Source organism: Devosia riboflavina, assembly GCF_000743575.1.
Classification (GTDB): domain Bacteria; phylum Pseudomonadota; class Alphaproteobacteria; order Rhizobiales; family Devosiaceae; genus Devosia; species Devosia riboflavina.
Map to the genome: position 1 here is coordinate 234,846 of NZ_JQGC01000003.1, position 21,300 is coordinate 256,145.

Annotated in this window: 18 protein-coding genes; 9 read left to right on the forward strand and 9 right to left on the reverse strand. The window is 62.3% G+C overall.

Going from position 1 to position 21,300, the window contains the following annotated elements; translation table 11 throughout:
- Positions 1 to 19: 19 nt before the first annotated feature.
- From JP75_RS04295 to JP75_RS04320, 6 genes are all read left to right on the forward strand, one after another.
- Entirely contained in the window at positions 20 to 1,453 is a 1,434-nt protein-coding gene (locus JP75_RS04295; protein ID WP_035079697.1) for an extracellular solute-binding protein, read from the forward strand.
- A 204-nt stretch (positions 1,454 to 1,657) separates the two neighbouring features.
- Complete coding sequence (locus JP75_RS04300) at positions 1,658 to 2,827, forward strand: ADP-ribosylglycohydrolase family protein (protein ID WP_035079699.1); 1,170 nt, start codon at positions 1,658 to 1,660, stop codon at positions 2,825 to 2,827.
- A 9-nt stretch (positions 2,828 to 2,836) separates the two neighbouring features.
- A complete protein-coding gene (locus JP75_RS04305) occupies positions 2,837 to 4,933 on the forward strand; it encodes an ADP-ribosylglycohydrolase family protein (RefSeq protein ID WP_035079702.1) in 2,097 nt (698 codons plus the stop codon).
- Positions 4,934 to 4,946: 13 nt separating this feature from the next.
- The gene (locus JP75_RS04310) at positions 4,947 to 6,014 is read left to right on the forward strand and encodes an ABC transporter ATP-binding protein (RefSeq protein WP_035079705.1); all 1,068 of its coding nucleotides are present in this window, start codon (positions 4,947 to 4,949) and stop codon (positions 6,012 to 6,014) included.
- Entirely contained in the window at positions 6,011 to 7,207 is a 1,197-nt protein-coding gene (locus JP75_RS04315; protein WP_035079707.1) for a CaiB/BaiF CoA transferase family protein, read from the forward strand. The genes JP75_RS04310 and JP75_RS04315 overlap by 4 nt, the downstream gene beginning before the upstream one ends.
- Positions 7,207 to 7,995 carry an HpcH/HpaI aldolase/citrate lyase family protein gene (locus JP75_RS04320; protein ID WP_051960340.1) on the forward strand — a complete coding sequence of 263 codons (789 nt, stop codon included), beginning with the start codon at positions 7,207 to 7,209 and terminating at the stop codon, positions 7,993 to 7,995. The genes JP75_RS04315 and JP75_RS04320 overlap by 1 nt, the downstream gene beginning before the upstream one ends.
- Positions 7,996 to 8,203: 208 nt before the next feature.
- Here JP75_RS04320 and JP75_RS04325 read toward each other — a convergent pair whose 3' ends face one another.
- The 9 genes from JP75_RS04325 to JP75_RS04365 all read right to left on the reverse strand — a co-directional run bounded on the left by JP75_RS04325 (position 8,204) and on the right by JP75_RS04365 (position 17,640).
- Entirely contained in the window at positions 8,204 to 9,016 is an 813-nt protein-coding gene (locus tag JP75_RS04325; protein WP_035079714.1) for an inositol monophosphatase family protein, read from the reverse strand.
- Positions 9,013 to 9,849 (reverse strand): glycerophosphodiester phosphodiesterase, encoded by an 837-nt coding sequence (locus JP75_RS04330; RefSeq protein WP_035079717.1) that lies wholly within the window; start codon positions 9,847 to 9,849, stop codon positions 9,013 to 9,015. The genes JP75_RS04325 and JP75_RS04330 overlap by 4 nt, the downstream gene beginning before the upstream one ends.
- Complete coding sequence (locus tag JP75_RS04335; RefSeq protein ID WP_035079720.1) at positions 9,846 to 10,886, reverse strand: ABC transporter ATP-binding protein; 1,041 nt, start codon at positions 10,884 to 10,886, stop codon at positions 9,846 to 9,848. The genes JP75_RS04330 and JP75_RS04335 overlap by 4 nt, the downstream gene beginning before the upstream one ends.
- Positions 10,887 to 11,253: 367 nt before the next feature.
- Positions 11,254 to 12,081, reverse strand: coding sequence for an ABC transporter permease (locus tag JP75_RS04340; RefSeq protein ID WP_051960341.1), 828 nt, complete (start codon positions 12,079 to 12,081; stop codon positions 11,254 to 11,256).
- Positions 12,082 to 12,083: 2 nt separating this feature from the next.
- Positions 12,084 to 12,962, reverse strand: a complete 879-nt coding sequence (locus JP75_RS04345) for an ABC transporter permease (RefSeq protein ID WP_051960342.1) — start codon at positions 12,960 to 12,962, stop codon at positions 12,084 to 12,086.
- Complete coding sequence (locus tag JP75_RS04350; protein ID WP_035079723.1) at positions 12,959 to 14,110, reverse strand: extracellular solute-binding protein; 1,152 nt, start codon at positions 14,108 to 14,110, stop codon at positions 12,959 to 12,961. The genes JP75_RS04345 and JP75_RS04350 overlap by 4 nt, the downstream gene beginning before the upstream one ends.
- 349 nt (positions 14,111 to 14,459) lie before the next feature.
- A complete protein-coding gene (locus JP75_RS04355) occupies positions 14,460 to 15,473 on the reverse strand; it encodes a LacI family DNA-binding transcriptional regulator (RefSeq protein WP_035079727.1) in 1,014 nt (337 codons plus the stop codon).
- A gap of 61 nt (positions 15,474 to 15,534) precedes the next feature.
- The gene (gene fghA, locus JP75_RS04360) at positions 15,535 to 16,365 is read right to left on the reverse strand and encodes an S-formylglutathione hydrolase (RefSeq protein ID WP_035079730.1); all 831 of its coding nucleotides are present in this window, start codon (positions 16,363 to 16,365) and stop codon (positions 15,535 to 15,537) included.
- Between the two features lie 165 nt (positions 16,366 to 16,530).
- Positions 16,531 to 17,640: an S-(hydroxymethyl)glutathione dehydrogenase/class III alcohol dehydrogenase gene (locus JP75_RS04365; protein ID WP_035079733.1), complete on the reverse strand. Its 1,110-nt coding sequence runs from the start codon at positions 17,638 to 17,640 to the stop codon at positions 16,531 to 16,533.
- 127 nt (positions 17,641 to 17,767) lie between these two features.
- Between JP75_RS04365 and gabD the strand changes: the two genes are divergently transcribed.
- From gabD to JP75_RS27185, 3 genes are all read left to right on the forward strand, one after another.
- The gene (gene gabD / locus JP75_RS04370; protein ID WP_035079736.1) at positions 17,768 to 19,219 is read left to right on the forward strand and encodes an NADP-dependent succinate-semialdehyde dehydrogenase; all 1,452 of its coding nucleotides are present in this window, start codon (positions 17,768 to 17,770) and stop codon (positions 19,217 to 19,219) included.
- Between the two features lie 345 nt (positions 19,220 to 19,564).
- The gene (locus JP75_RS04375; RefSeq protein WP_035079739.1) at positions 19,565 to 21,169 is read left to right on the forward strand and encodes an OpgD/OpgG family glucan biosynthesis protein; all 1,605 of its coding nucleotides are present in this window, start codon (positions 19,565 to 19,567) and stop codon (positions 21,167 to 21,169) included.
- A complete protein-coding gene (locus tag JP75_RS27185) occupies positions 21,166 to 21,300 on the forward strand; it encodes a hypothetical protein (protein ID WP_280113984.1) in 135 nt (44 codons plus the stop codon). Before JP75_RS04375 ends, JP75_RS27185 begins: the two co-directional genes overlap by 4 nt.

A 21,300-nucleotide genomic window follows, 5' to 3' on the forward strand; every position in this document is an offset into this window, starting at 1 on the left:
ACAACGGAGGAGACTACCAATGACACTGAAGAAACTGCTCCTGGCCACCACGGCTATGGCGATGGTTGGAGCGCTTGCCGCGCCCGCCATGGCGCAGACCACTTTGCGTCTCGTCAGCAAGGACCTGCTTACCACCAACCCCGATGACATGAAGGAAATCGAGGCCATCGAAGCTGCGCTCAAGGCGCAGGGGACCGATGTCGATATCCAGACGATCGACCTGCCGGGCGGCACGTCGGCCTATGTCGATGCGCTGGGCGTGATGCTGCTTTCGGGCGATATTCCCGACATCATCTACTTCCAGGGCGGCGACCAGAAAATGGCCGAGCAAGGGATTCTCGAAGACCTGACGCCCCATATCGAGGCTTCGCAGCACGTCAAGGCTGCGCTCTGGCCGCATAATGTGGATCGCCTCGCCAACTATCCCTACCTGATCTACATCTACCCGCCGCGCGCGCCGCAGCCGGTGATCCGCACCGATTGGCTGGAAAAGCTGGGCCTACAGGCCCCGACCACGGTGGAAGAATATGAAGCCCTGTTCCAGGCCATTCATGACGCCGATCTCGATGGCGATGGCACCGCCGGCAATACGCTGGGCCTGACCGGTTTTGGCAATACCGGCGAACTCGACTCCATCTTCAACCAGGCTTTTGGCGTGACCGGGACCTGGATGAAGAATGCCGATGGGCAGTGGGTCAATTCGCGTGTGACCGACGCCGAAAAGGCCAAGATCGAGTTCTATGCGCGGCTGGCCGAAAAGGGCCTCTTCGACAAGGAATATGTCACCAACACGTTCGACGTGAAGGAAGACAAGTTCTACACCGGCAAGGCCGGCGTGGTGTTTGGCTCTTCGCCCGAAGTGATCGACATTTATGCCGGCAAGATGCGCCAGGCGCATCCGGGCGAGGATATTTCCCTCACCCTGCTTCCGGTTCCCTCGGGCCCGGGCGGCCAGGGTCTGGCGGCAGTCGACGTTTCCAAGGAATCGCGCGGCTGGGCCATTTCCTCGCTCTCCGAGCACAAGGAAGAGGCATTCAAGGTGCTCGATTTCATGGCTTCCAAGGAAGGCCAGGATATCGACCGCATGGGCTTTGAGGGTACGCAATATACCAAGGACGCGAGCGGGGCGGTGACGTTCACCGACGCGATCTCGACCTGGTATGCGCGCTTCTTCAACTCGGCCAACTGGACCCCGCCGACCCCGCTGCTTTCGCCCACCGCGCAGGCTGCACTGGATACGATCAAGGCCGACTTCACGGCGGACAATGCCTTTGTCTGGCCGGCCGAATTTGCCGCCGATGTCGATGCGACCGAGCAGGTCTATCGCTCGTGGGTGGCAAAATTCATCACCGGCGAAGCCGGGCTCGACCAGTGGGATGCGTTTGTTGCCGAATACAATGCTGCCGGTGGCGAGCGCATGGCCGAACACGCAAGGACTGTGTTGGGCGAATAAGGACGAAACAGGCTCCCTCCCCCAACTTGGGAGGGAGTTCACTGAGCCTGTTCAACCACGATGTCATTCCCGCGAAAGCGGGAACCCCTGTTCACCAAACGGGGGTCCCCGCTTTCGCGGGGATGACACGGTGGATGAGCGGGCAGCAAGCGCCGGACCCGAAGGTTTGGCGACAACTAAAATGACAAAAGAGTCGGAGTCGAGATGACCCCATCCTTCCAGTCCCGCATTCGGGCCATGCTTTATGGCATTGCCCTGGGAGATGCGCTGGGCGCGCCGGTTGAAAAACTGTCGGCGGCGCAGATCAGGGCGCGCTATGGCCGCGTGACATCGGTGATGACGCGCTGGCACAAGATGGACCTGCCGCCCGAACAGCGGAACCATCGGGTGCGCGGGGATGGCATTATCACCGACGACACGATGATGACCCTGGCGCTGATGGATATTTATGCCGAGACCGGGCGGCATCTCGACGCCTGGGACATGGCCGATGGCATGGTCAAGCAGATCGCCTGGACGCCGCGCTGGGTACCGGAATTGCAGCGCGAGGCCATGCTGATCGACCGGCTATTTTATCCCGAAAAGTGGATTTTCCAGCGGCACCAATTGTCCAATTGCGACCCGCGCCAGGGCGGGATCGGCAATATGGTGAACTGCGGGGCGGCGATGTATATCGCGCCCATCGGGGTCGCCAATGCGGCCAATCCGCGGGCGGCCTATGACGAGGCCGTCGGTTTCGCGGCCGGGCATCAGGAAAGTTATGGGCTCGAGGCGGCCGGCGTGATGGCGGCGGCGGTGGCTGCTGCCTTTGTGCCCGGAAAAACCATTGAAGGCGTGGTCGAGACCGTCTTGGGGCTCGCCAAGGATGGCACGCGCGATGCCATTGCCGAAATTGCCGATGTGGCCAATCGGTTGCGCGGCAGCGGGGCAGAGCATGCCGAAATCTGCGATGCGTTTCACGCCGCCATAGCGCCGTTTTCGGTGATGGGCGACGACGTCAATCACATGCCCGAAAAAGTCGGGCGGCTGACCGATGCCTATCGGCCGAGCCGGTTGCAGGCGATCGAGGAATTGCCGCTGGCGCTTGGGTTCTGTCTGCTGAACCAGGGGAATTTCCGTGCCTCGATAGAGGATGGAATCAATTCGGGGCGCGACACGGACTCCATCGGGGTCATGGCCGGCGCCATTCTCGGCGCGCTGCATGGTGAGGCGGTTATCGATGCTGCTGATCTTGCTCAGCTTAATTCGGCCAATCGTCTCGATCTCATGACTTCGGCTGACGCCTTTGCGGCGACGGCTTCCAAAATCATTGCCGCCGATCGCGCCGCTGCCCGCGCCCGCGAAGAGGCTTTTTCCCTACTCAATCTTGCCTGAAAGTTGCCCATGCTGACCGAAACGCAAATCCTAGAAAAGATCTATGCCGGCTTCATCGCCAAGGCCATCGGCGTGCGGCTTGGCGCGCCTGTGGAGCCGACCATCTGGAGCTATGACCGCATCCAGAAGACCTATGGCGAGGTGACGCAATACCTTCGCGATTTCAAGAATTTCGCGGCTGACGACGATACCAACGGGCCGGTCTATTTCATCCGGGCGCTGCGTGACTATGGGCTGAATTGCACGGCCGAGGACGTGGGCAAGACCTGGCTCAACTATGCGGCTGAAGAGCATGGCATGTATTGGTGGGGCGGGTTTGGCGTTTCGACGGAACACACCGCCTACAAGAACCTGCAGGCCGGCATTCCGGCGCCGCATTCGGGCTCGATTGCCACCAATGGCACGACTGTGGCCGAACAGATCGGTGGGCAGATTTTTATCGATAGCTGGGGCTGGGTGAACCCGGGCAATCCCAAGCGCGCGGCAGAAATGTCGGCCATGGCGGCTTCAGTGGCGCATGATGGCGACGGGCTCAATGGCGCGCGCTTCTGCGCGGCGGCGATTGCGGCTGCGTTCGAGGCCAAGTCGATCGACGAGATCATCGAGACGGCGATGGCGCAGATTGATGCGAACTCGACTTACGCAAAAGTTTGCCGGGCGGTGATCGATTTCCATAAGGCCAATCCGGACAATTGGCGGCTGTGCCGCGACATGCTGACGGCGGGATGGGGCTATGATCGCTATCCCGGCGTCTGCCACATCATCCCCAATGCCGGGGTGACGATCATGTCGATCCTTTATGGCGCGGGTTCGCTGCCGCGCACGGCCGAGATCGCCACCATGGCGGGCTGGGATACCGACTGTAACGCGGGCAATGCGGCGGCCATCGTCGGGACGTTCCAGGGGCTCGATGCGAGCTGGGACAAGTATCGCAAGCCGATCAGCGATTTTCTGATTGCCTCGGGCATCGTGGGCTCGATCAATATCGTCGATATTCCGAGCTTTGCGCGGGAGCTGACGGTGCTGGCGCTGCAACTGGCCGGGTGCGATGTGCCGGCGCGGTGGCTGGAAGATTTTACGCGGCGCGGGCTGCGGTTCGATTTTGATCTACCGGGCTCGACGCATGGTTTCAGGACCGAGGGGTTCAATCAGATCAGTCTGAAACATTCCGATGAGCGGCATGTCGAGGGATCGCGCGGGTCGCTGGAAATCCAGCTTGATCGGCTGGAGCGCGGACAGGGCGGGCGGATTTTCTGGAAGCCGTTCTATCGCCGGAGCGATTTTGACGACGAGCGTTATCGTCCGATGTTCTCGCCGGTTGTCGATGCTGGGCAGGTGGTCAAGTTCAAGCTGTGGCTTGATCCATGGAATGGCGACGGCAATCTGCGGGTGGCGCCCTATGTGCGGCGCGCCATGAGCGGGACGATCGAGGAAACCGGCGCCTGGCATGTGCCGTCGCATGAAGGCTGGCAGGATTATGAATTCGTGGTGCCCGAGGGGGTCGAGGCAATCGACGAGATCGGTATTTCGGTCGAGTATTTTGGGCGGCTAAAATTCCTCGGGCGGTTGTTCCTTGCGGACTTTACGGTCTCGGGACCGGGGCATCTGACCATCGATCCGGCCACCGAGATCCAGGAATGGGGCGCGATTTCGCGCTTTACCTGGAACCGCGGGCACTGGACCAAGCAGTTTGGCCGTATCCATGGGCATGCTTCGAGCGATGCCGATATGTGGACCGGGCACTATTATAGCCGCGACGTGACGGTGTCGGCGGATCTGGAAGTGCTGGCCGGGCAATCGCAACTGGTGACGGCGCGCGTGCAGGGAACCGGGCGGTTCTATGCCGGCGGTTTCCAGAATGGCGAAGCGGTGATTGTGAAGCATGACTTTGGGCAGACGGTGCTGGCGAGCGTGCCGTTCAAGCCGGAGGCCGGGCGCGTTTATCGCGTGGAGCTGAGCGTCGAGGGCGACATGCTAGCGCTGTCGATTGATGGCAAGGCGCTGGCGTCCGCGAATGACAAAACCTTTGCCTATGGCATGTCCGGGCTGCGGCTTGGTTCGGCTGGGCGCATGGCGGTTGATCGCTTTGCCGTGACGGAAAAGTAGGAGGCCTACGAAAATGCCGGAAATCGAACTCCGCAATGTCAGCAAGAGCTATGGTGGTGTGACGGTCATCGAGGACCTGTCGCTCTCCATGGAAAAGGGCGAGTTCGTGGTGCTGGTCGGACCCTCGGGCTGCGGCAAGTCCACGCTTTTGCGCATGATTGCCGGGCTGGAGCCGATTTCCGGCGGCGAGATCACCATTGGCGGTAAGGTGGTCAATAACATGCCCGCCAAGGAGCGGGACCTTGCCATGGTGTTTCAATCCTATGCGCTCTATCCGCATATGAAGGTGGCGGACAATATGAGCTTTGCGCTGCGGCTAGCCGGGATTTCCAAGGCCGAGCGCGACAAGCGCGTGGCCGAGGCGGCTGCGATCTTGGGGCTGGAAAAGCTGCTGGACCGGTTGCCGAAGGAGCTTTCGGGCGGGCAGCGGCAGCGTGTGGCCATGGGGCGGGCCATCGTGCGCAATCCGCGGGCGTTTTTGTTCGATGAGCCGCTGAGCAATCTCGATGCGAAACTGCGCGTGCGTATGCGCGGCGAGATCAAGGCGCTGCATCAGCGGCTCGGGAAGACTACCATCTATGTCACGCACGACCAGACCGAGGCCATGACCATGGCCGACACGATCGTGGTGCTGAATGGCGGCAAGATCGAACAAGCCGGGGCGCCGCTCGATCTCTACAACGATCCCAATAATCTGTTTGTGGCGGGTTTTATTGGCTCGCCGGAAATGAACCTGCTTGAGGTTACAACGCTCGGACCTGATGTCTCGAGCGTGGCTCTGGCGGGCGGGGAAAAGCTCCCAATTCCCCGTCCGCTGTCGCTGCCCGCAGGGATGCCTGTGGTCTATGGCATCCGGCCGCAGCATATCGGGCTCAATGCCGGTGGCGTTGCAGCCGAGGCGCTGGTGGTGGAGCCGACGGGCGAGGCGCAGGAAGTGCGGGCGCGGATTGGCGGGACCGAGATCAGCGTCGTCATTCGGGATGCAGAACTGCTGTCACCGGGACAAAAGATTGGTCTCGGGATTGATCCCTCAAAGGTGCTGCTGTTTGACAAGGCGAGCGGGGAAAGGCTCGACCGGTGAGTTTTTCGCGAGCCCGGTTTGATGGCACGGCGACGGGGCCGCTGGAAGGTATTCGCGTCGTTGATCTGTCGCGGCTGATGGCGGGCAATATGCTGAGCCTGCAGCTCGGGGACTTTGGCGCCGATGTCATCAAGGTGGAGCCGCCCGAGGGTGACCCCCTGCGCGACTGGAAGGAGGAGGGGCACTCCTTTTTCTGGAAGGCCTATGGGCGCAACAAGCGTTCCATTTGCCTCAACCTGCGCGAGGCGGCGCAGATGGATGTGCTGCTGAGATTGCTCGATACGGCCGATGTGTTCATCGAGAATTTCCGGCCGGGCACGCTCGAAAAAATGGGGCTGTCGCCGGACATTCTGCTGGCGCGTAATCCGCGACTGGTGGTGGTGCGGATTTCGGGGTTTGGGCAGACCGGGCCCTATGCGCATCTGCCAGGGTTCGGGACCATTGTCGAGGCGATGAGCGGCTTTGCGGATCGGACGGGGTTTCCGGATCGAGAGCCGGTGCTGCCGCCGCTAGCGCTGGCCGATATGATTGCCGGCGTATATGGGGCGTCGGCGACGATGACGGCGCTTTATGCGCGGGATGTGCGGGGCGGCCGCGGGCAGGTGATTGACCTGTCGTTGCTCGAATCCATGTTTTCGGTGCTCGGGCCCGAGGCGGGGATTTTTGCAAAAACCGGGAAGATCAAGCAGCGGGTGGGGAGCGCGTCGAATACGGCTTCGCCACGGAATGTGTATTTGTGCGCCGATGGCGGCTATGTCGCCTTGTCGGGGTCGACGCAGACGGTGGCGCGGCGGATTTTTGAGATCATCGGCCAGCCGGACATGAACGATGATCCGCGCTTTGCCACCAATTCGGATCGGGTGAAGCACCGCCATCTGGTGGACGCGGCGATTTCCGCGTGGTTTGCGACGCGGACGCGCGATGCGGCGCTGGCGGAGATGCGGGCTTCGGGGGCGACGGTGGGGCCGGTCTATAATATCGGCGACGCGATGGACGACGCGCATTTTCAGGAGCGCGAGATTGTCGTGGCGCTGGACGATGAAGAGTTTGGCACTATGCCCATGCACAATGTGGTGCCGCGGCTTTCGGGAACGCCGGGCGGATTTCGGCTTCCGGCGCCGGGTCTCAATGAGCATGGCGCGGAATTGCTGGCGGAGCTTGGATTTGACGGGGAATTCCGGAGGGTCGCCTGATGCGCTCGCTGCTCTATGTGCCGGCCGACCAGGACCGGTTCATCGCAAAAGCGCATCTGCGGGGCGCAGATGCGGTCATTCTCGATCTTGAGGATTCTGTCGCGGAAGACCGCAAGGATTTTGCGCGGAGCAATCTTGGCGAGGCGGTAAAAAGCCTGCGGCAGGGCTCGGGCGCTGTGGCGGTGCGGATCAATTCGGGGGTTGAGGCCGATGTGGCGGCCGCGCTTGGTGCGGGGGTGGACCTGTTGGTTTTTCCCAAGGCCAACTCTGTGGCTGCGGTGGATGAGCTCGACACGATGATGCGGCGGCATGGCGGGGAAGAAATCCCGGTGCTGGGCACGATCGAGAGCCCGGCGGGCGTGCTGGATGCGGCGGCGATCTGCCGGCATCCGAGACTTCAGGCGATCAATCTGGGCAGCGAGGATTTTGCACTGGAGCTGGGCGGGATGCCGGACCCGGATGTGCTGCGCGTGCCAAAACTGCTGGTGCATTATGCGGCCAAGGCGGCAGGGAAACGCTCGCTGGGGCTGCTAAGATCGATTGCCGATTATGCAGATATGGAAGCCATCGCCGAGGCGGCGCGGGAGGCGCGGCGGCATGGATTTGATGGGGCAACCTGCGTACATCCTTCGGCGGTGCCGCTGCTGAATGCGGCGTTTGCGCCGAGTGTCGCGGAGATCGAGTGGGCTCGGGCGGTGATGACGACCGAGGGGACGGTAAGCCTTGATGGCAAGATGATCGACAAGCCGTTGCGGGATCGGGCGGCGGCGATTTTGCGGCAGGTGTAGGCCGCGCAGAGGCGGCAATCCTGGGTCCGAAACGGAGGTCCCCGCTTTCGCGGGGATGACACGGTGGGTGTTTGGGCGCCGATTCCCGAACAGTCGTCGGGCTCGTCCCGGCAATCCACTCCCGAGGGAGCATGGACCACCGGGACGAGCCCGGTGGTGACGATGGAGGGAGAAGTTGGGGCTATCAGTCCGGCTCCAGTCGGAGGAATCAGGCGGCCGGGTTCTTCTGCGGCACCTCCCGAAGATGGTCGAGGAGGAAGGCGTGGGTCGCGGGGTTGGCGACGACGAGAACGCCGGTTTTTTCAAAGGTTTCCGGGCCGCGGCCCCACCAGTCGGTGACGATGCCGCCGGCTTCTTCGACGAGCAGGATGCCGGCAGCGGTGTCGACGAAGCCGGTTTCTTCGAAATAGCCGGTCAGACGACCACAGGCGACCCAGGCGCAGGAATTGGCAGCGCTGCCGACGATGCGGACGGCGCCGATGGGGGCGCGGATGGCGTCGAGGCGGGCGTAAGCACCTGGATGTAATGAGAGATTTGGCGTGGGGAGGCCCGTGCCGACGCACATCATGGCAACGTCGGTGGAACGGCTGACATGGAGGCGCTCGCCGTTGAGGAAGGCACCCTGCCCTTTTATGGCCGTGAACATCTCGTCGGCGACGGGGTCGTAGACGAGGCCGCAGATGGTTTCATTGCCACGACGCAGGGCAATGGTGATGGTATAGTGCTGGCCATTCAAGAAGTTAGTGGTGCCGTCGATGGGGTCAACGAGCCAGCGATGGGTTTCGTCGTCGCGCTCGGCGGGGGCGAATTCCTCGCCGGTCAGGCCCCACGGGTACCGAGAAAGAAGGCGGTCGCGGATCAGGGTTTCGGAATCGCGGTCGGCATCGGAGACGAAGTCACCCGGGCCCTTTACGCCGATCTCCAGATCGCGAAAACGCTTGAAATGTTCGAGGGTTAGCGCGCCGGCCTCGCGGGTGGTGGCGACCATGTCGGCGAGGATGGCGTTGTAATCGTGGCTCATGATGCGAGGGCCGCGATGAGCCCCTCCGGGTCGTCGGTGGTGATCTGGTCGACTTTGAGCGCCAGGAGGCGCCGGACTTTTGGGAGAGTCGTGTCGTCGACTGTGCGGATGGTCCAGGCGTCGATGCGCCGGCCGGCGGCGTGAATGGGCGCCACGATGTCAAAGCCCGCGGCGTCGGCTTCGAGCACGATGTCGTAGGCGAGGTAGATCATTTCGGCGTCGGGCGCGGTGTTGAGGGCGTCGTTGATGAATGCCGAGAAGTCACCCGTGGCTTTCAGACGGGCGAGGGATTCGCCGTAGCAAGGGTCGTAGCCGGTGCGCAGATTGGGGGCCGAGTTCGCTAGCAGACTGATAGCATCGAAGTCGCCGCCCGAGAGAATGAGTGAACGCGCGACAGGGCCGACGGTGGCGCCGAAATTGGCGACCACTTCCGGGGTGAGGGCCGCGCAATCTTCCTTGAAATCGAGCTGCAGCAGCGCATCGGGATTCGGCTGGTTTTGCGCGAGCAGGCCGCAGAGGTCTTCGAGCAGCATCACCTTGTCGGCGATGGGCTGCCCATCGCTGCCGCGCAGGTGCAAATCGCGGAGGACTGCGGCCGGCGTTTCGCGCACGAGGCCAGACCCGGTGGTCTCTTCTTCGAGCGAGAAGTTATGGAGGATAGCACAGCCGTGGCCGGCGTGGATAACCAGGTCCACCTCGACGCTGGCGCCGAGGCGCATGGCTTCCAATATGCGGCTGCCGGTGAAGACTGGGTCAGAGGCCTTGCGGCGGCCGCGGTGCCATTTGAGCCAGGTGCGGTGACCGCCCTGTTCGATATGGAGCGGGTCGCTCATGCCTCGCTCCGGAAAATCTGCTTGTTGTCGCGATAGGCGGCGACGGCGCGGGGGGCGAGGTTGACGCCCTGACCGTTTTTGAACTGGCCGGGGTGATCAACCATGGCTTTTACGCGGGTGCCGTCGGGCAGGTTGAGATCGAGGAGGCCGTGGGTGCCATAATCGGTGACCCGGTGGACCTTTGCGGCACCCGGTTCGGCGGCGACGAGATCGAGGGCTTCGGGGCGGATGGCGAGGGTTGCCGGGCCGTCGGCGACGGCGAGCGGATGGCTGAAGCTGGCGCGGGTGAAAGTGCCGTTGGAGACGGTGCCTTCGATCAGGTTCATCGTGCCGATGAAGCCGGCGACGAAGGGGGTTTGGGGATCGCGGTAGACGACGTCGGGGCGGTCGATCTGCTCGGTGCGGCCATCGCGCATGACGACGATGCGGTCGGCCATGGAGAGGGCTTCGTCCTGGCCGTGGGTCACGAACAGGGTGGTGATGCCGACGCGCTGCTGGATGTCGCGGACTTCTTCACGCAGGCGCTCGCGCAGGTGCTGGTCGAGGCTGGCAAAGGGTTCGTCGAGCAGCAGGATTTTGGGTTCGAGCACGAGCGAACGGGCAAGGGCGACGCGCTGCTGCTGGCCGCCGGACAATTGGGTGACGCGGCGCGAGCCATAGCCGCCGAGGCCTACGAGTTCGAGCACGGCTTCAACCCGGCGCTTGATCTCGTCGGCCGGGAGGCGACGCAGTTTCAGGCCAAAGGCTAGGTTTTTGAAGACGTCCATATGGGTCCAGAGCGCGTGACTCTGGAACACCATGCCAGTGGGACGTTTTTCCGGCGGCATATGGGTGATGTCCTGGCCGTCGATGGTGATGAGGCCCGAGGTTGGCTGTTCAAAACCGCCAACCATGCGCAGGAGCGTCGACTTGCCGGAGCCCGAGGGGCCGAGGAGGCAGACGAGTTCGCCATCGGCCACTTCGAGCGAGAAGGAGTCCACGGCCTTGGTGCCGCCGGGGAAGAGCTTTGTGACGTCTTTGATAGTCAGAACGGACATTTTTATTCCTTCACCTCTCGGGCGGCGGCGAGATTGGCGCGAGGGGCATCGGCCGGAAAGCTGGCGTGGGATGGGGTGGAGCGCAATGATGGCAGGGGGTGCCAATGGACACCCTCACCCCCAACCGAATTCGCTTCAGCGAATTCGGTGACGCTGCGCGATTCGACCTCTCCCCCAGAGGGAGAGGTGAGCCGCAACCAGAGAGCTAGCGTGTGCCGGCACCCCCTCCCAACCTCCCCCGTCAAGGGGGAGGTGCTGGATCGAGTTTGGCGCAGGCAGCGGGTCAAACCCACCGCTGCGGCACCCTCCCCCTTGCGGGGAGGGTTGGGGAGGGGGGCGGGAGCCGAGATGTGTGAGATGGCCACGCTCATGCGCCAAAGCCCTTGGCGAAGGAGCCGGAATTGACGACGCGGCGCGCGAAGAGGAGGGCGATGAAGCTTGGGACCCAGAGGAGGACCGAGAGCACTGCGCCATATTGGATGACGGGCTGGTTGTTGATGAAGGAGATCATCAGCACCGGCAGGGTGCGCACCTGGGGCGCGCCGATGAGCCAGGCGCCTTCGGTTTCGTAGAAGGTGCCGACAAAGCTCAGGAGCAGGGCCGCAGCGATGGTCGGGCCGGCCTGTGGCAGGGTGATCGACCAGAAGACCCGGAGCGGCGAGGCGCCGACATCCCTTGCGGCTTCTTCCATGCGGCGGTCGACGGCCTGGAAGGCGGCGACGGGAATCCAGATCATGAAGAGAAGGGTTCCCACGAGCTGGATGAGGACGACACCCCAGAAGGTGCCGATGAGATTGAGTTGCAGGAAGATGCCGGCGATGGCGACGAGCAGGCCGAATTTTGGAAAAGCGTGACCGGCGAGAAACGAGAAAAACAAAATATCGCGGCCGGGGAAGTCGAGGCGGGCGAAGGCGTAGGCCGCGGGCAGGCAGATGATGGCGGAAAGAACCGTCACCGTGGTGGCAAGCGTCAGGCTCATGGTGATGGAGCTCCAGACGTCGGCCCGGGCCAGCGTCTGGTACCAGAACTTTAGGCCAAATTCCTGCGGGATGACCGAGGGGAAGCGCCAGACATTGGTGAAGGCCCAGGTGCCGACGACGAGCAGCGGGAAGACGATCACGAGTGTGAGGATGACGGCGAAGGCGATGCCGGTCCAGTCGATCGGCTGTGAGACTTTGATAGAGGGGGCGCTCATTTTTAGGGCGTCCTGTTCTTGGCGACGGACCGCACATAGAAGAGCCCGAAGACGATGCAGAAGCCGAACGTGATGACGGCCTGGGTGATGGCATTGGTGGGATCGAACAGGTCGCGGAAGGTGCGCTGCATGAACGGACCCATCATTTCCGGCGCGGCGGGACCCAGCACGTAAGGCAGGGTAAAGGCCGAAAAGATGCCGAGGACGGCGAAGGAAATGGCGACGAGGATCGAATTGGAAATGCGCGGCAGGATGATGTGCCGGAGGAGCGCAAAGCGCCCTGCCCCGACATCGCGCGCCGCTTCGATGGCCTGATTGGACACATTGCCGAGGCCAGAAAGAAGGATCAGCACCGTCAAGGGGATATTGTCCCAGACAAGGCCGATGACCGGGCCCCAGGGGGTGAGGTAGGGCGACTTGATCTTGGGGAGGCCCACGGAATTGAGCAGGAGATCGACAGTGCCATTGGGGCCGAGCACGCGGATGAAGGCGAAGCTCAGGATGATCGAGGGCACGAACATCGGGAAGATGGCGAGGCCCTGCACATAGGCTGCGATGCGCGAATTGGAAAAGCGCAGATAAAGCGCGATCGGCAGGCAGATAATCAGCAAGAAAATGGCGCAGACGCCCGTGGTCCAGAGCGTGATGGCAAGGTTCGCCCGGCTATAGGGATCGCTGGCGAAGAACTGGTAGCTCGAGACCGAAAGGGCGCGCCCGCCATCGGGCGTCGGCAGCCAGAGGGTCTGGATCACAGCCGAAATGATCGGCCAGATGATGAGCCAGAGAACGAGCAGGACGGGGGCGGCCACGAGCAAGAGGCCGATCGGCCTCTTGCGTTGCGTGGGTGCGGGCGCCAAGGCGCCCGCGTCTGTAGTGGTCACGAGGCAGGGTCCACGTTCGGAGCAACGGCGCGGTACCAACCATCATTGATGGCCGTTTCCCATTTGCCGCCCGGGAAGGTCGGGATGGAGGCCGGGATGATGTCGGCAAACTTCTCGCGCAGATCGGCGGAGATATAGTCCCAGCTGACGCCGGGGAAGCCGCCGAGTTCGGTGAGAACGGCAGACTGGATTTCCTCGGTGAGGAGGAAGTCGGCCAAGAGCAGCGCCGAATCCTTGTTGGCGCCGTTGGAGAGCACGGCGATATAGGTGAAGCCGCCGGGCAGGCCGAGATCCTGAAGCTGGACGAGGCCGGTGGTTTCCGGGAGAACGCCCTGGGCGATGGCCGAGAGAGCCTGATCGGACCAGGCCGGGATCATGGTGACGGCCGACTGGCCGAGCAGCTGCAGCGACTGGGTATTGCCCGACGTATAAGCGCCGCCTTCGAAGAGCGAGGGGGCGAGGTCGTTGAGCATTGCAAAGGCCGGCGTCAGGGCCTGTTCGGCAAATTCGGGGGTGAAGTTGTCGACGGTAAACTTCTTCGGATCGTTGCCATTGGCTTCAAAAATGGCGCGACGAACGAAGTTGCCACCCGAACCGCCCTTGTTGGGACGATTGTAGATGAACTGGCCCGGGTTTGCCTTGATCCAGGTGACGAGGTCAGCCCAGGTCTTCGGCACGGAGGCCGGATCGAGCTTGGTGGTGTCGTAAGCGAGGAGAACCTGCGAACCGCGATAGGCGAGGCGGGTCGGGATGTCGTTGGCGAGCGGGTTGACCTTGGAATAGTTGGAAAGGCCGGCGGCTGCGAAATCGACGAAGAGACCCTTGTCGATGGCGCCAGCATTGACGCGGGTATCATAGCCTTCAAAGAGGTCGGCCTGCGGATCGGCACCGCTGGCAAGCGCTGCGAGAGCGCGGTCGCCGATGGCGGCAACGCCCGGACCGTCGCCACCGTCAACGAGGTTGAGCGTGATGCCGGCATGGGCGGCTTCGAATTTGGGCTTCACCACATTGGTCCAGAAGTCGATGACGTTCTGGTCCGAGGTGAAATAGACGTCAATCACGCCTTCGGCGGCGAAGGCCATGCGCGGCATAATCGTGACGCCGGCCGTGACGGCAGCGGCGGAAATCAGGAAATGGCGGCGTTTCATCGTGTTCTCCCATATGGGTAGCCCCAAGAGCTACCCTAGCTGCGCTGGCGACGGAGTCCATGAGCCGGCAAGGCCGACAAGCCGATGCGCACCAGCCCGCATCCGCAAACTCTGATGGAACTCCCCTCCTCTGCTGCGTCGCGCGGGGCAATTCCGAATTCTCTGTCGGATATTGCCGGCCACGCAACGCGCATGCATAGACAACACCGAATGACGCTTGCACACAAGTGCATTTGCATCTCTTTCGGTGAAGCTAGATATTTGGCTTCGATAACGCTTTCATGACAGCGTGTTCATTGCGCGCGTGTGCAACGCTGTGCAAGGGGCAAAACGAGCCCGGCCGGACCGGCTATTCCGCTGATGGCCTTACGCTTTTTCGCCAGATGGGAATGGGCTCGAAAATCCGCCTGCCGGTTTCGGCAGGAACGGTCTGACCGAGCAGTTCAACCAGGTGATCACCCATGGCGGCGAAGGGCTGGGCGAAGGTGGTGAGCTTGTAGGATTGCCAATCGCCCTCGTCGATATCGTCGAATCCGACAAGGCAGAGATCGCCCGGCAGGGAGAGGCCGAATTCGTGGCGGGCGGCATCCATGAAGCCGAGCGCCAGGAGATCGGTGACGCAGAAGACGCCATCGGGGCCATCGGAGCGGCCGAAGAGGCGGCGGGCGCTTTCGTAGCCGGAGGCGTAGTTGGTGGGACCGGCGGCCATGACGGTGACGTCCATGCCTGCCTCTTTCGCGACCTCGACGAAGACGCGTTCGCGTTCGAGGAGGCTCGCGGTGCTCGCCGTGGAGGTGACGAGGGCGAGGCGCTTGCAGCCGGCGCGGCGGAGCAGGAAGAAGGCTTCGCGTCCACCCATTTCATTGTCGACGCTGAGATTGTGGCAACCGGTCAGGGGATCGTCGCGATTGATCAGCACGACCTGCTGGCCATTGGCGAGGCTGGTTTCGATCAGTTTTGCCGAGGGCGTGCCGGAAAGGACCACCGTGGCATCGGCGCGATAATTGAGGGTCTGGCGCAGGGCTGAGGCCACGCTTTCCTCGTCGGTGCCGGTATTGATGATCATGATCACCTTGCCGGCAGCCTGCAGTTTTCGCGTGAGGACGTCGACGAGGCGGGCACGGATGGGGGTCGTCATGTCGGCGACGACGAGGCAGACGATATTGCTGCGTTCGCGCAGGCCGCGGGCCAGGTGATTGACGTGGTAGCCAAGTTCGCTCGCGGCTTCGAGCACCTTGCGGCGGGTTTCCTCGGAAACGCTGGCGCCATCGGTAAAGGTGCGCGACACGGCCGAGCGCGACACGCCGGCGCGTTCGGCCACCGTGCGGGCGCTGACAAAGGGGCGGCGTTCCTGCTCGCTCATGATGGGGGCCTTTGGTTGACGGCCGCGATAGTGCTTTCTATGCGGCCGCCGTCAAGGGGCGTCAGGCCTTTAGCGCGTTTGCGTGGTGGGCGATGTGGGTGCCGATGAAGCTGGCGATGAAATAATAGGAGTGATCGTAGCCGAGGCGCAGGTTGAGCGTGACCGGGTGATTGTGGCGCGCGGCTTCGGCGGTGAAGATTTCGGGTTTGAGCTGCTCGGCGAGGAAATTGTCAGCTTCGCCCTGGTCGATCAGGATGGGCAGGCGTTCGGTCGCGGAAGCGAGGAGCGCGGTTGCGTCGTATTGTTTCCACGTCTCGCGGTCGGGGCCGAGATAGGCGGCAAAGGCTTTTTCGCCCCAGGGCACCTGGCTTGGCGCGACGATGGGGGAAAAGGCGGAGACGGCGCGGTAGCGGCCGGGATTTTTGAGGGCGATGGTGATGGCGCCGTGGCCGCCCATGGAGTGGCCCATGATCGAGCGGCGTTCGCTGACCGGGAAATTGGCTTCGATGAGAGCGGGCAGTTCGTCCACGATGTAGTCGTACATGCGGAAGTGTGCGGCCCAGGGGGCTTGGGTGGCGTTGAGGTAGAAGCCGGCGCCTTTGCCGAGGTCGTAGGCGGGGTCGTCGGCGACGTCATCGCCGCGGGGCGAGGTGTCGGGGGCGACGACGATGACGCCGTGCTCAGCCGCATAGGCCTGGGCGCCGGCTTTTGTCACAAAATTCTGCTCGGTGCAGGTGAGGCCGGAGAGCCAGTAGATGACGGGGAGGCGGGTGCCTTCAGCGTGCTGGGGCACGAAAATGCCGAAGGTCATGTCGCAGTTGAGGGTTTTGGACGTGTGCCGGAAAACGCTCTGCGTGCCGCCGAAACTGGCGTGTTGTTCGATGAGATTCATTGGATTGGTATCTTCGTGCCGGGTCTGGCTGCAAAGCTCCGGCCGCCCCTCTTCCTCGATGTCATTCCCGCGAAAGCGGGAACCCCTGTTTTAAACGGAGGTCCCCGCTTTCGCGGGGATGACGGTCGGTGGGTGGCGCGACTTGGCTGCCAAATTACAAAAGAATCAGTACTTGATGACCGAGCGGATCGACTTGCCTTCGTGCATGAGGTCGAAGGCGGTATTGATCTCGTCGAGGCCCATGGTGTGGGTCACGAAGGGTTTTAAGTCGATCTTGCCCGCCATGGCGTCTTCGACCATGCCGGGGAGCTGGGTGCGGCCCTTGACGCCACCGAAGGCGGTGCCCATCCACTTGCGGCCGGTGACCAGCTGGAACGGGCGGGTGGAGATTTCCTGGCCGGCGCCGGCAACGCCGATGATGATCGACTGGCCCCAGCCGCGATGGGCGCATTCGAGCGCGGCGCGCATGACGTTGACATTACCGATGCACTCGAAGGAGTGATCGACACCCCAGCCGGTCATTTCGACGATGACCTGCTGGATCGGCTTGTCGTGATCTTTTGGGTTGATGCAGTCGGTGGCGCCGAATTCGCGGGCGAGGTCGAATTTGCCGGGATTGGTGTCGACGGCGATGATGCGGCCGGCCTTGGCCTGGCGGGCGCCCTGAATGACGGCGAGGCCGATGCCGCCGAGACCGAAGACGGCGACGCTATCGCCTTCCTGCACTTTTGCCGTGTTGTGGACGGCGCCGATGCCGGTGGTGACGCCGCAACCGAGCAGACAGACGTGCTCGTGGTTAGCTTCGGGGTTGATCTTGGCGAGGGAGAATTCGGCGACGACCGTATATTCGGAGAAGGTCGAGCAGCCCATGTAGTGGTAGAGCGGCTGGCCATTATAGGAAAAACGGGTGGTGCCGTCGGGCATGACGCCCTTGCCCTGGGTGGCGCGCACGGCGGTGCAGAGATTGGTTTTTCCCGACTTGCAGAAGAGGCACTCGCCGCATTCGGCGGTATAGAGCGGAATGACGTGGTCGCCCGGTTTTACCGAGGTGACGCCTTCGCCGACTTCGACGACGGTGCCGGCGCCTTCATGGCCGAGAACGACGGGGAAGAGGCCTTCCGGGTCGTCGCCCGAAAGTGTGAAGGCATCGGTGTGGCAGACGCCCGTATCGGTGATCCTGATCAGCACTTCGCCCTTCTTGGGCGGGGCGACGTCGATCTCGACGATTTCCAAGGGCTTTCCGGGTGCGAAGGCAACGGCAGCACGGGATTTCATCTGGGCTCTCCTTTTGGGCGTCTGTTTCCGTCAGGTACAAGTGGAACCGGGCCGGCGCAAGCCCGGTGGGTGTCCATGGCCGGGTCCGATTGTATATGCTGTCCCCGACAGCCCAAGGGAGTGGACCATGCAGCTCAAGGATTCGACGCTTTTTCGCCAGGCCGCGCTTGTGGGGGAGCGCTGGATCGAGGCGGATGGAGCCGGCATTGCGGTGACCAATCCGGCGACGGGCGAAGTAATCGGGCATGTGCCCAAGCTGGGTGCGGCGGAAACGCGCGAGGCCATCGAGTTTGCCGAGGGCGCGCAAAAACTGTGGGCGAAGCGGACGGCCAAGGAGCGGTCCAATATTTTGCGGCGCTGGTTCGAGCTGATGATCGAGAACAAGGAGGACTTGGGCAAGATTCTCACGCTCGAACAGGGCAAGCCTGTGGCCGAGGCGACGGGGGAGATCGTCTATGGGGCGAGCTTTATCGAATGGTTCGCCGAGGAGGCACGGCGGGTTTATGGCGACCTGATCCCCGGGCATCGGGCGGATGCGCGGATCATGGTGATGAAGCAGCCGATCGGTGTGGTCGCGGCGATTACGCCGTGGAATTTTCCTAATGCGATGATCACGCGAAAAGCGGGGCCGGCGCTGGCGGCGGGTTGTGCGATGGTGCTCAAGCCGGCTTCGCAGACGCCATTTTCGGCTATTGCCATTGCGGTTTTGGCGGAGCGGGCTGGATTGCCCAAGGGGCTTTTCAGCGTCGTAACCGGCTCCGCTAGGGAAATTGGGGCGGAGATGACCGCCAATCCGATCGTGCGGAAGCTGACGTTTACTGGGTCAACCGAGGTGGGGGCCGAGCTCTACAAGCAGAGCGCGCCGACGATCAAGAAACTGGGGCTGGAGCTAGGGGGCAATGCGCCGTTTATCGTTTTTGACGATGCCGATCTCGATGCGGCTGTCGACGGGGCGCTGATCGCGAAGTTTCGCAACAATGGGCAGACCTGCGTCTGCGCCAATCGCATCTATGTGCAGGACGGTGTGTATGACGCCTTTGCGGAAAAGCTCAGCAAGGCCGTAGGCACGCTGAAAACGGGCAATGGCTTTGACGAGGGTGTTATTCTGGGGCCGCTGATCGATCAGGCGGCGCTCGAAAAAGTGGAAGAGCACGTCGCCGATGCTTTGGGCAAGGGCGCAAAAGTGCTGCGCGGGGGCAAGGTTTCCCCGCTTGGGGGCACATTCTATGAGCCGACGGTTCTGGCCGATGTGACGGCGGAGATGGCCGTGGCGCGGGAAGAGACCTTTGGGCCGGTAGCGCCGCTGTTCCGCTTCAAGGACGAGGCCGATGTCATCGCGCAGGCCAATGATACCGAGTTCGGGCTGGCTTCTTATTTCTATGCGCGGGACCTGAGCCGGGTGTGGCGGGTTGCCGAGGCGCTCGAATATGGGATGGTCGGTGTAAACACCGGGCTCGTTTCCACCGCCGAGGCGCCGTTTGGCGGCGTAAAACTCTCGGGGCTGGGGCGCGAGGGGTCGCGCTATGGCATCGAAGACTTTGTCGAGATCAAATATGTCTGCCTCGGGGGAATTGCCTGAGATTTTTGGCAACTGGCATCGGCGCGGGGGCTAAAACCGCTGCCGGAGGCCGTGTCCCACACTGCGACAAATCGCGCGCCGAACCTCGGAAGTCACTGACTCACGGGGGTTTTCTTTTCCGTCATATGACAGTTTTTTAACGTTTTCTTCATGCGCCAGTCTTTCGCCCCATTTGCCCCTTAGCTCAGCCTCGCCTGCTCATCACGAGACGGTGAAGACGGTTTCAAGGCGGTTTTTGGGCAGCATTGCGCCATGCGTTTGCTGCATGCCCGCCATGCGACAACTTTACCGGCTTGGCGACGTTGCCGGAAATTGATGGATAGCGAAGAACAACAAGCGTCACAAATGCTCACCGCCCCAAATAATCGACTGTCTCGCCGCGCCTTTCTCTCCGGCGCCGCCGCTTCCATCGCCTTGCTTACTTCCACATCGCTGACCCAGACTGTCCTGGCGATCGAGCCCATGTCGGGCGCCTTCGACTATGACAGCTTCTCTCAGCGCATGAAGGACCTGGCGGCTCAGCCCTATCAGAGCCCCGTCCTGATCGACTCCCCGGTCTATACCGGCCTCAACTATGACGGCTATCGCCGCGTGCAGTTCAACACGGACAAGGCACGCTGGCGCGGTGACGATCACGGTTTTCAGATCCAGGCCTTTCCGCCCGGTTGGCTCTTCAAGGAAACCGTCTCGGTCTATGAAATCACCGATGGCGATGCGCATCCCTTCGCCTTCGACAGCGAAGATTTCATCTATCACTTCGATGACGATACCGAGCGCAAGACGATTGAGACCGCGGAATTCCCGGGTATTGCCGGCTTCCGTATCAACTATCCTCTCAATACGCCCGACCTCGCAGACGAACTCGTCGCGTTCCTGGGCGCCAGCTATTTCCGCGCCCTGGGCCGCGGCAATATCTATGGGTCGAGCGCGCGTGGCCTGCTCATCAATTCCTGGCGCGAAGGCCCGGAAGAATTTCCGCGTTTTTCCGAATTCTATGTGGAGCGCCCCACGGGCGAGGGTCCACTGACTGTTTATGCCGCGCTTGAAAGCCCGAGCGTGACTGGCGCCTATCGTTTCCTGATTTCACCGGCGGGCGAAAACCAGCAGGAGACGGTGATGGATGTCACGGCGCGGCTCTATTTCCGCAGCGATATCGGGGAAATCGGCATTGCGCCGCTGACCTCGATGTTCCTCTTTGCCGAGACCAATCGCCACCAGTTCGACGATTTCCGGCCGCAGGTGCATGATTGCTCTGGGCTCGTCTTCGAACCCGAGGCCGGGCTGCCGCAATGGCGCCAGCTCAATAATACGCCGCAATTGGGCAATTCCTTCTTCTGGGATGCCAATATGCGCGCCTTTGGCCTTTATCAGCGCAATCGCAACTTTGACGACTACCAGGATGCCGGCGCGCATTACGAGCGCCGCCCCTCCATGCGTGTCGAACCGACCCATGATTGGGGCCAGGGCCAGGTGCGTCTCATCGAAATTCCGGCCAAGTCGGAAACCGATGACAACATCGCGGCGTTCTGGATTCCGAACGAACCGCCCAAGGCCGGCCAGGAACGTGAATATGGCTATCGCCTGATCTGGGGTGACCTCGTTCCCAAGGAAGATGCCGAACTGGCGCATGTGGTTGAAACCCGCATTGGCCAGGGTGGCGTTTCCGGCGTCGAAAACGCGGCAACCCTGCGGAAATTCGTCATCGACTTCGATGGCGGGCGGCTCGCAGACCTGTCGCCGGACACGATCTTCGAAGTCGATGCCAAGGCATCGGCCGGTGAAATTACATCGTCGACCTTCTCGCAGATCGACGCCAATGGACTTTGGCGTCTGGTCCTCGATGTCGAGACGGAAGGTCAGAACCTTATCGAGCTGCGGGCCAGCATTGGCTCCGGCGGCGAACCACTGACGGAAGCCTGGCTTTATCAGTGGCGCGGAGAACCTGCATGAAGCACCAGCCCTTTCAGCCTATTGACGGCCTTCCCAATGCCCCTCTCGCCATGCCCAAGCAGACGCTTGAGCGCGGCCCGGCCTTTGGCGGCTTCTTCAAGGCCTTCTTTCTCGTCTGGCAGCGCAACTAG

Bases quoted from the DNA above. Each gene is read 5' to 3' on its own strand.
- JP75_RS04295 (WP_035079697.1), top strand. From the start codon at position 20: ATGACACTGAAGAAACTGCTCCTGGCCACCACGGCTATGGCGATGGTT.
- JP75_RS04300 (WP_035079699.1), top strand. From the start codon at position 1,658: ATGACCCCATCCTTCCAGTCCCGCATTCGGGCCATGCTTTATGGCATT.
- JP75_RS04305 (WP_035079702.1), top strand. From the start codon at position 2,837: ATGCTGACCGAAACGCAAATCCTAGAAAAGATCTATGCCGGCTTCATC.
- JP75_RS04310 (WP_035079705.1), top strand. From the start codon at position 4,947: ATGCCGGAAATCGAACTCCGCAATGTCAGCAAGAGCTATGGTGGTGTG.
- JP75_RS04320 (WP_051960340.1), top strand. From the start codon at position 7,207: ATGCGCTCGCTGCTCTATGTGCCGGCCGACCAGGACCGGTTCATCGCA.
- JP75_RS04325 (WP_035079714.1), bottom strand. From the start codon at position 9,016: ATGAGCCACGATTACAACGCCATCCTCGCCGACATGGTCGCCACCACC.
- JP75_RS04330 (WP_035079717.1), bottom strand. From the start codon at position 9,849: ATGAGCGACCCGCTCCATATCGAACAGGGCGGTCACCGCACCTGGCTC.
- JP75_RS04335 (WP_035079720.1), bottom strand. From the start codon at position 10,886: ATGTCCGTTCTGACTATCAAAGACGTCACAAAGCTCTTCCCCGGCGGC.
- JP75_RS04340 (WP_051960341.1), bottom strand. From the start codon at position 12,081: ATGAGCGCCCCCTCTATCAAAGTCTCACAGCCGATCGACTGGACCGGC.
- JP75_RS04350 (WP_035079723.1), bottom strand. From the start codon at position 14,110: ATGAAACGCCGCCATTTCCTGATTTCCGCCGCTGCCGTCACGGCCGGC.
- JP75_RS04355 (WP_035079727.1), bottom strand. From the start codon at position 15,473: ATGAGCGAGCAGGAACGCCGCCCCTTTGTCAGCGCCCGCACGGTGGCC.
- fghA (WP_035079730.1), bottom strand. From the start codon at position 16,365: ATGAATCTCATCGAACAACACGCCAGTTTCGGCGGCACGCAGAGCGTT.
- JP75_RS04365 (WP_035079733.1), bottom strand. From the start codon at position 17,640: ATGAAATCCCGTGCTGCCGTTGCCTTCGCACCCGGAAAGCCCTTGGAA.
- gabD (WP_035079736.1), top strand. From the start codon at position 17,768: ATGCAGCTCAAGGATTCGACGCTTTTTCGCCAGGCCGCGCTTGTGGGG.
- JP75_RS04375 (WP_035079739.1), top strand. From the start codon at position 19,565: ATGCTCACCGCCCCAAATAATCGACTGTCTCGCCGCGCCTTTCTCTCC.
- JP75_RS27185 (WP_280113984.1), top strand. From the start codon at position 21,166: ATGAAGCACCAGCCCTTTCAGCCTATTGACGGCCTTCCCAATGCCCCT.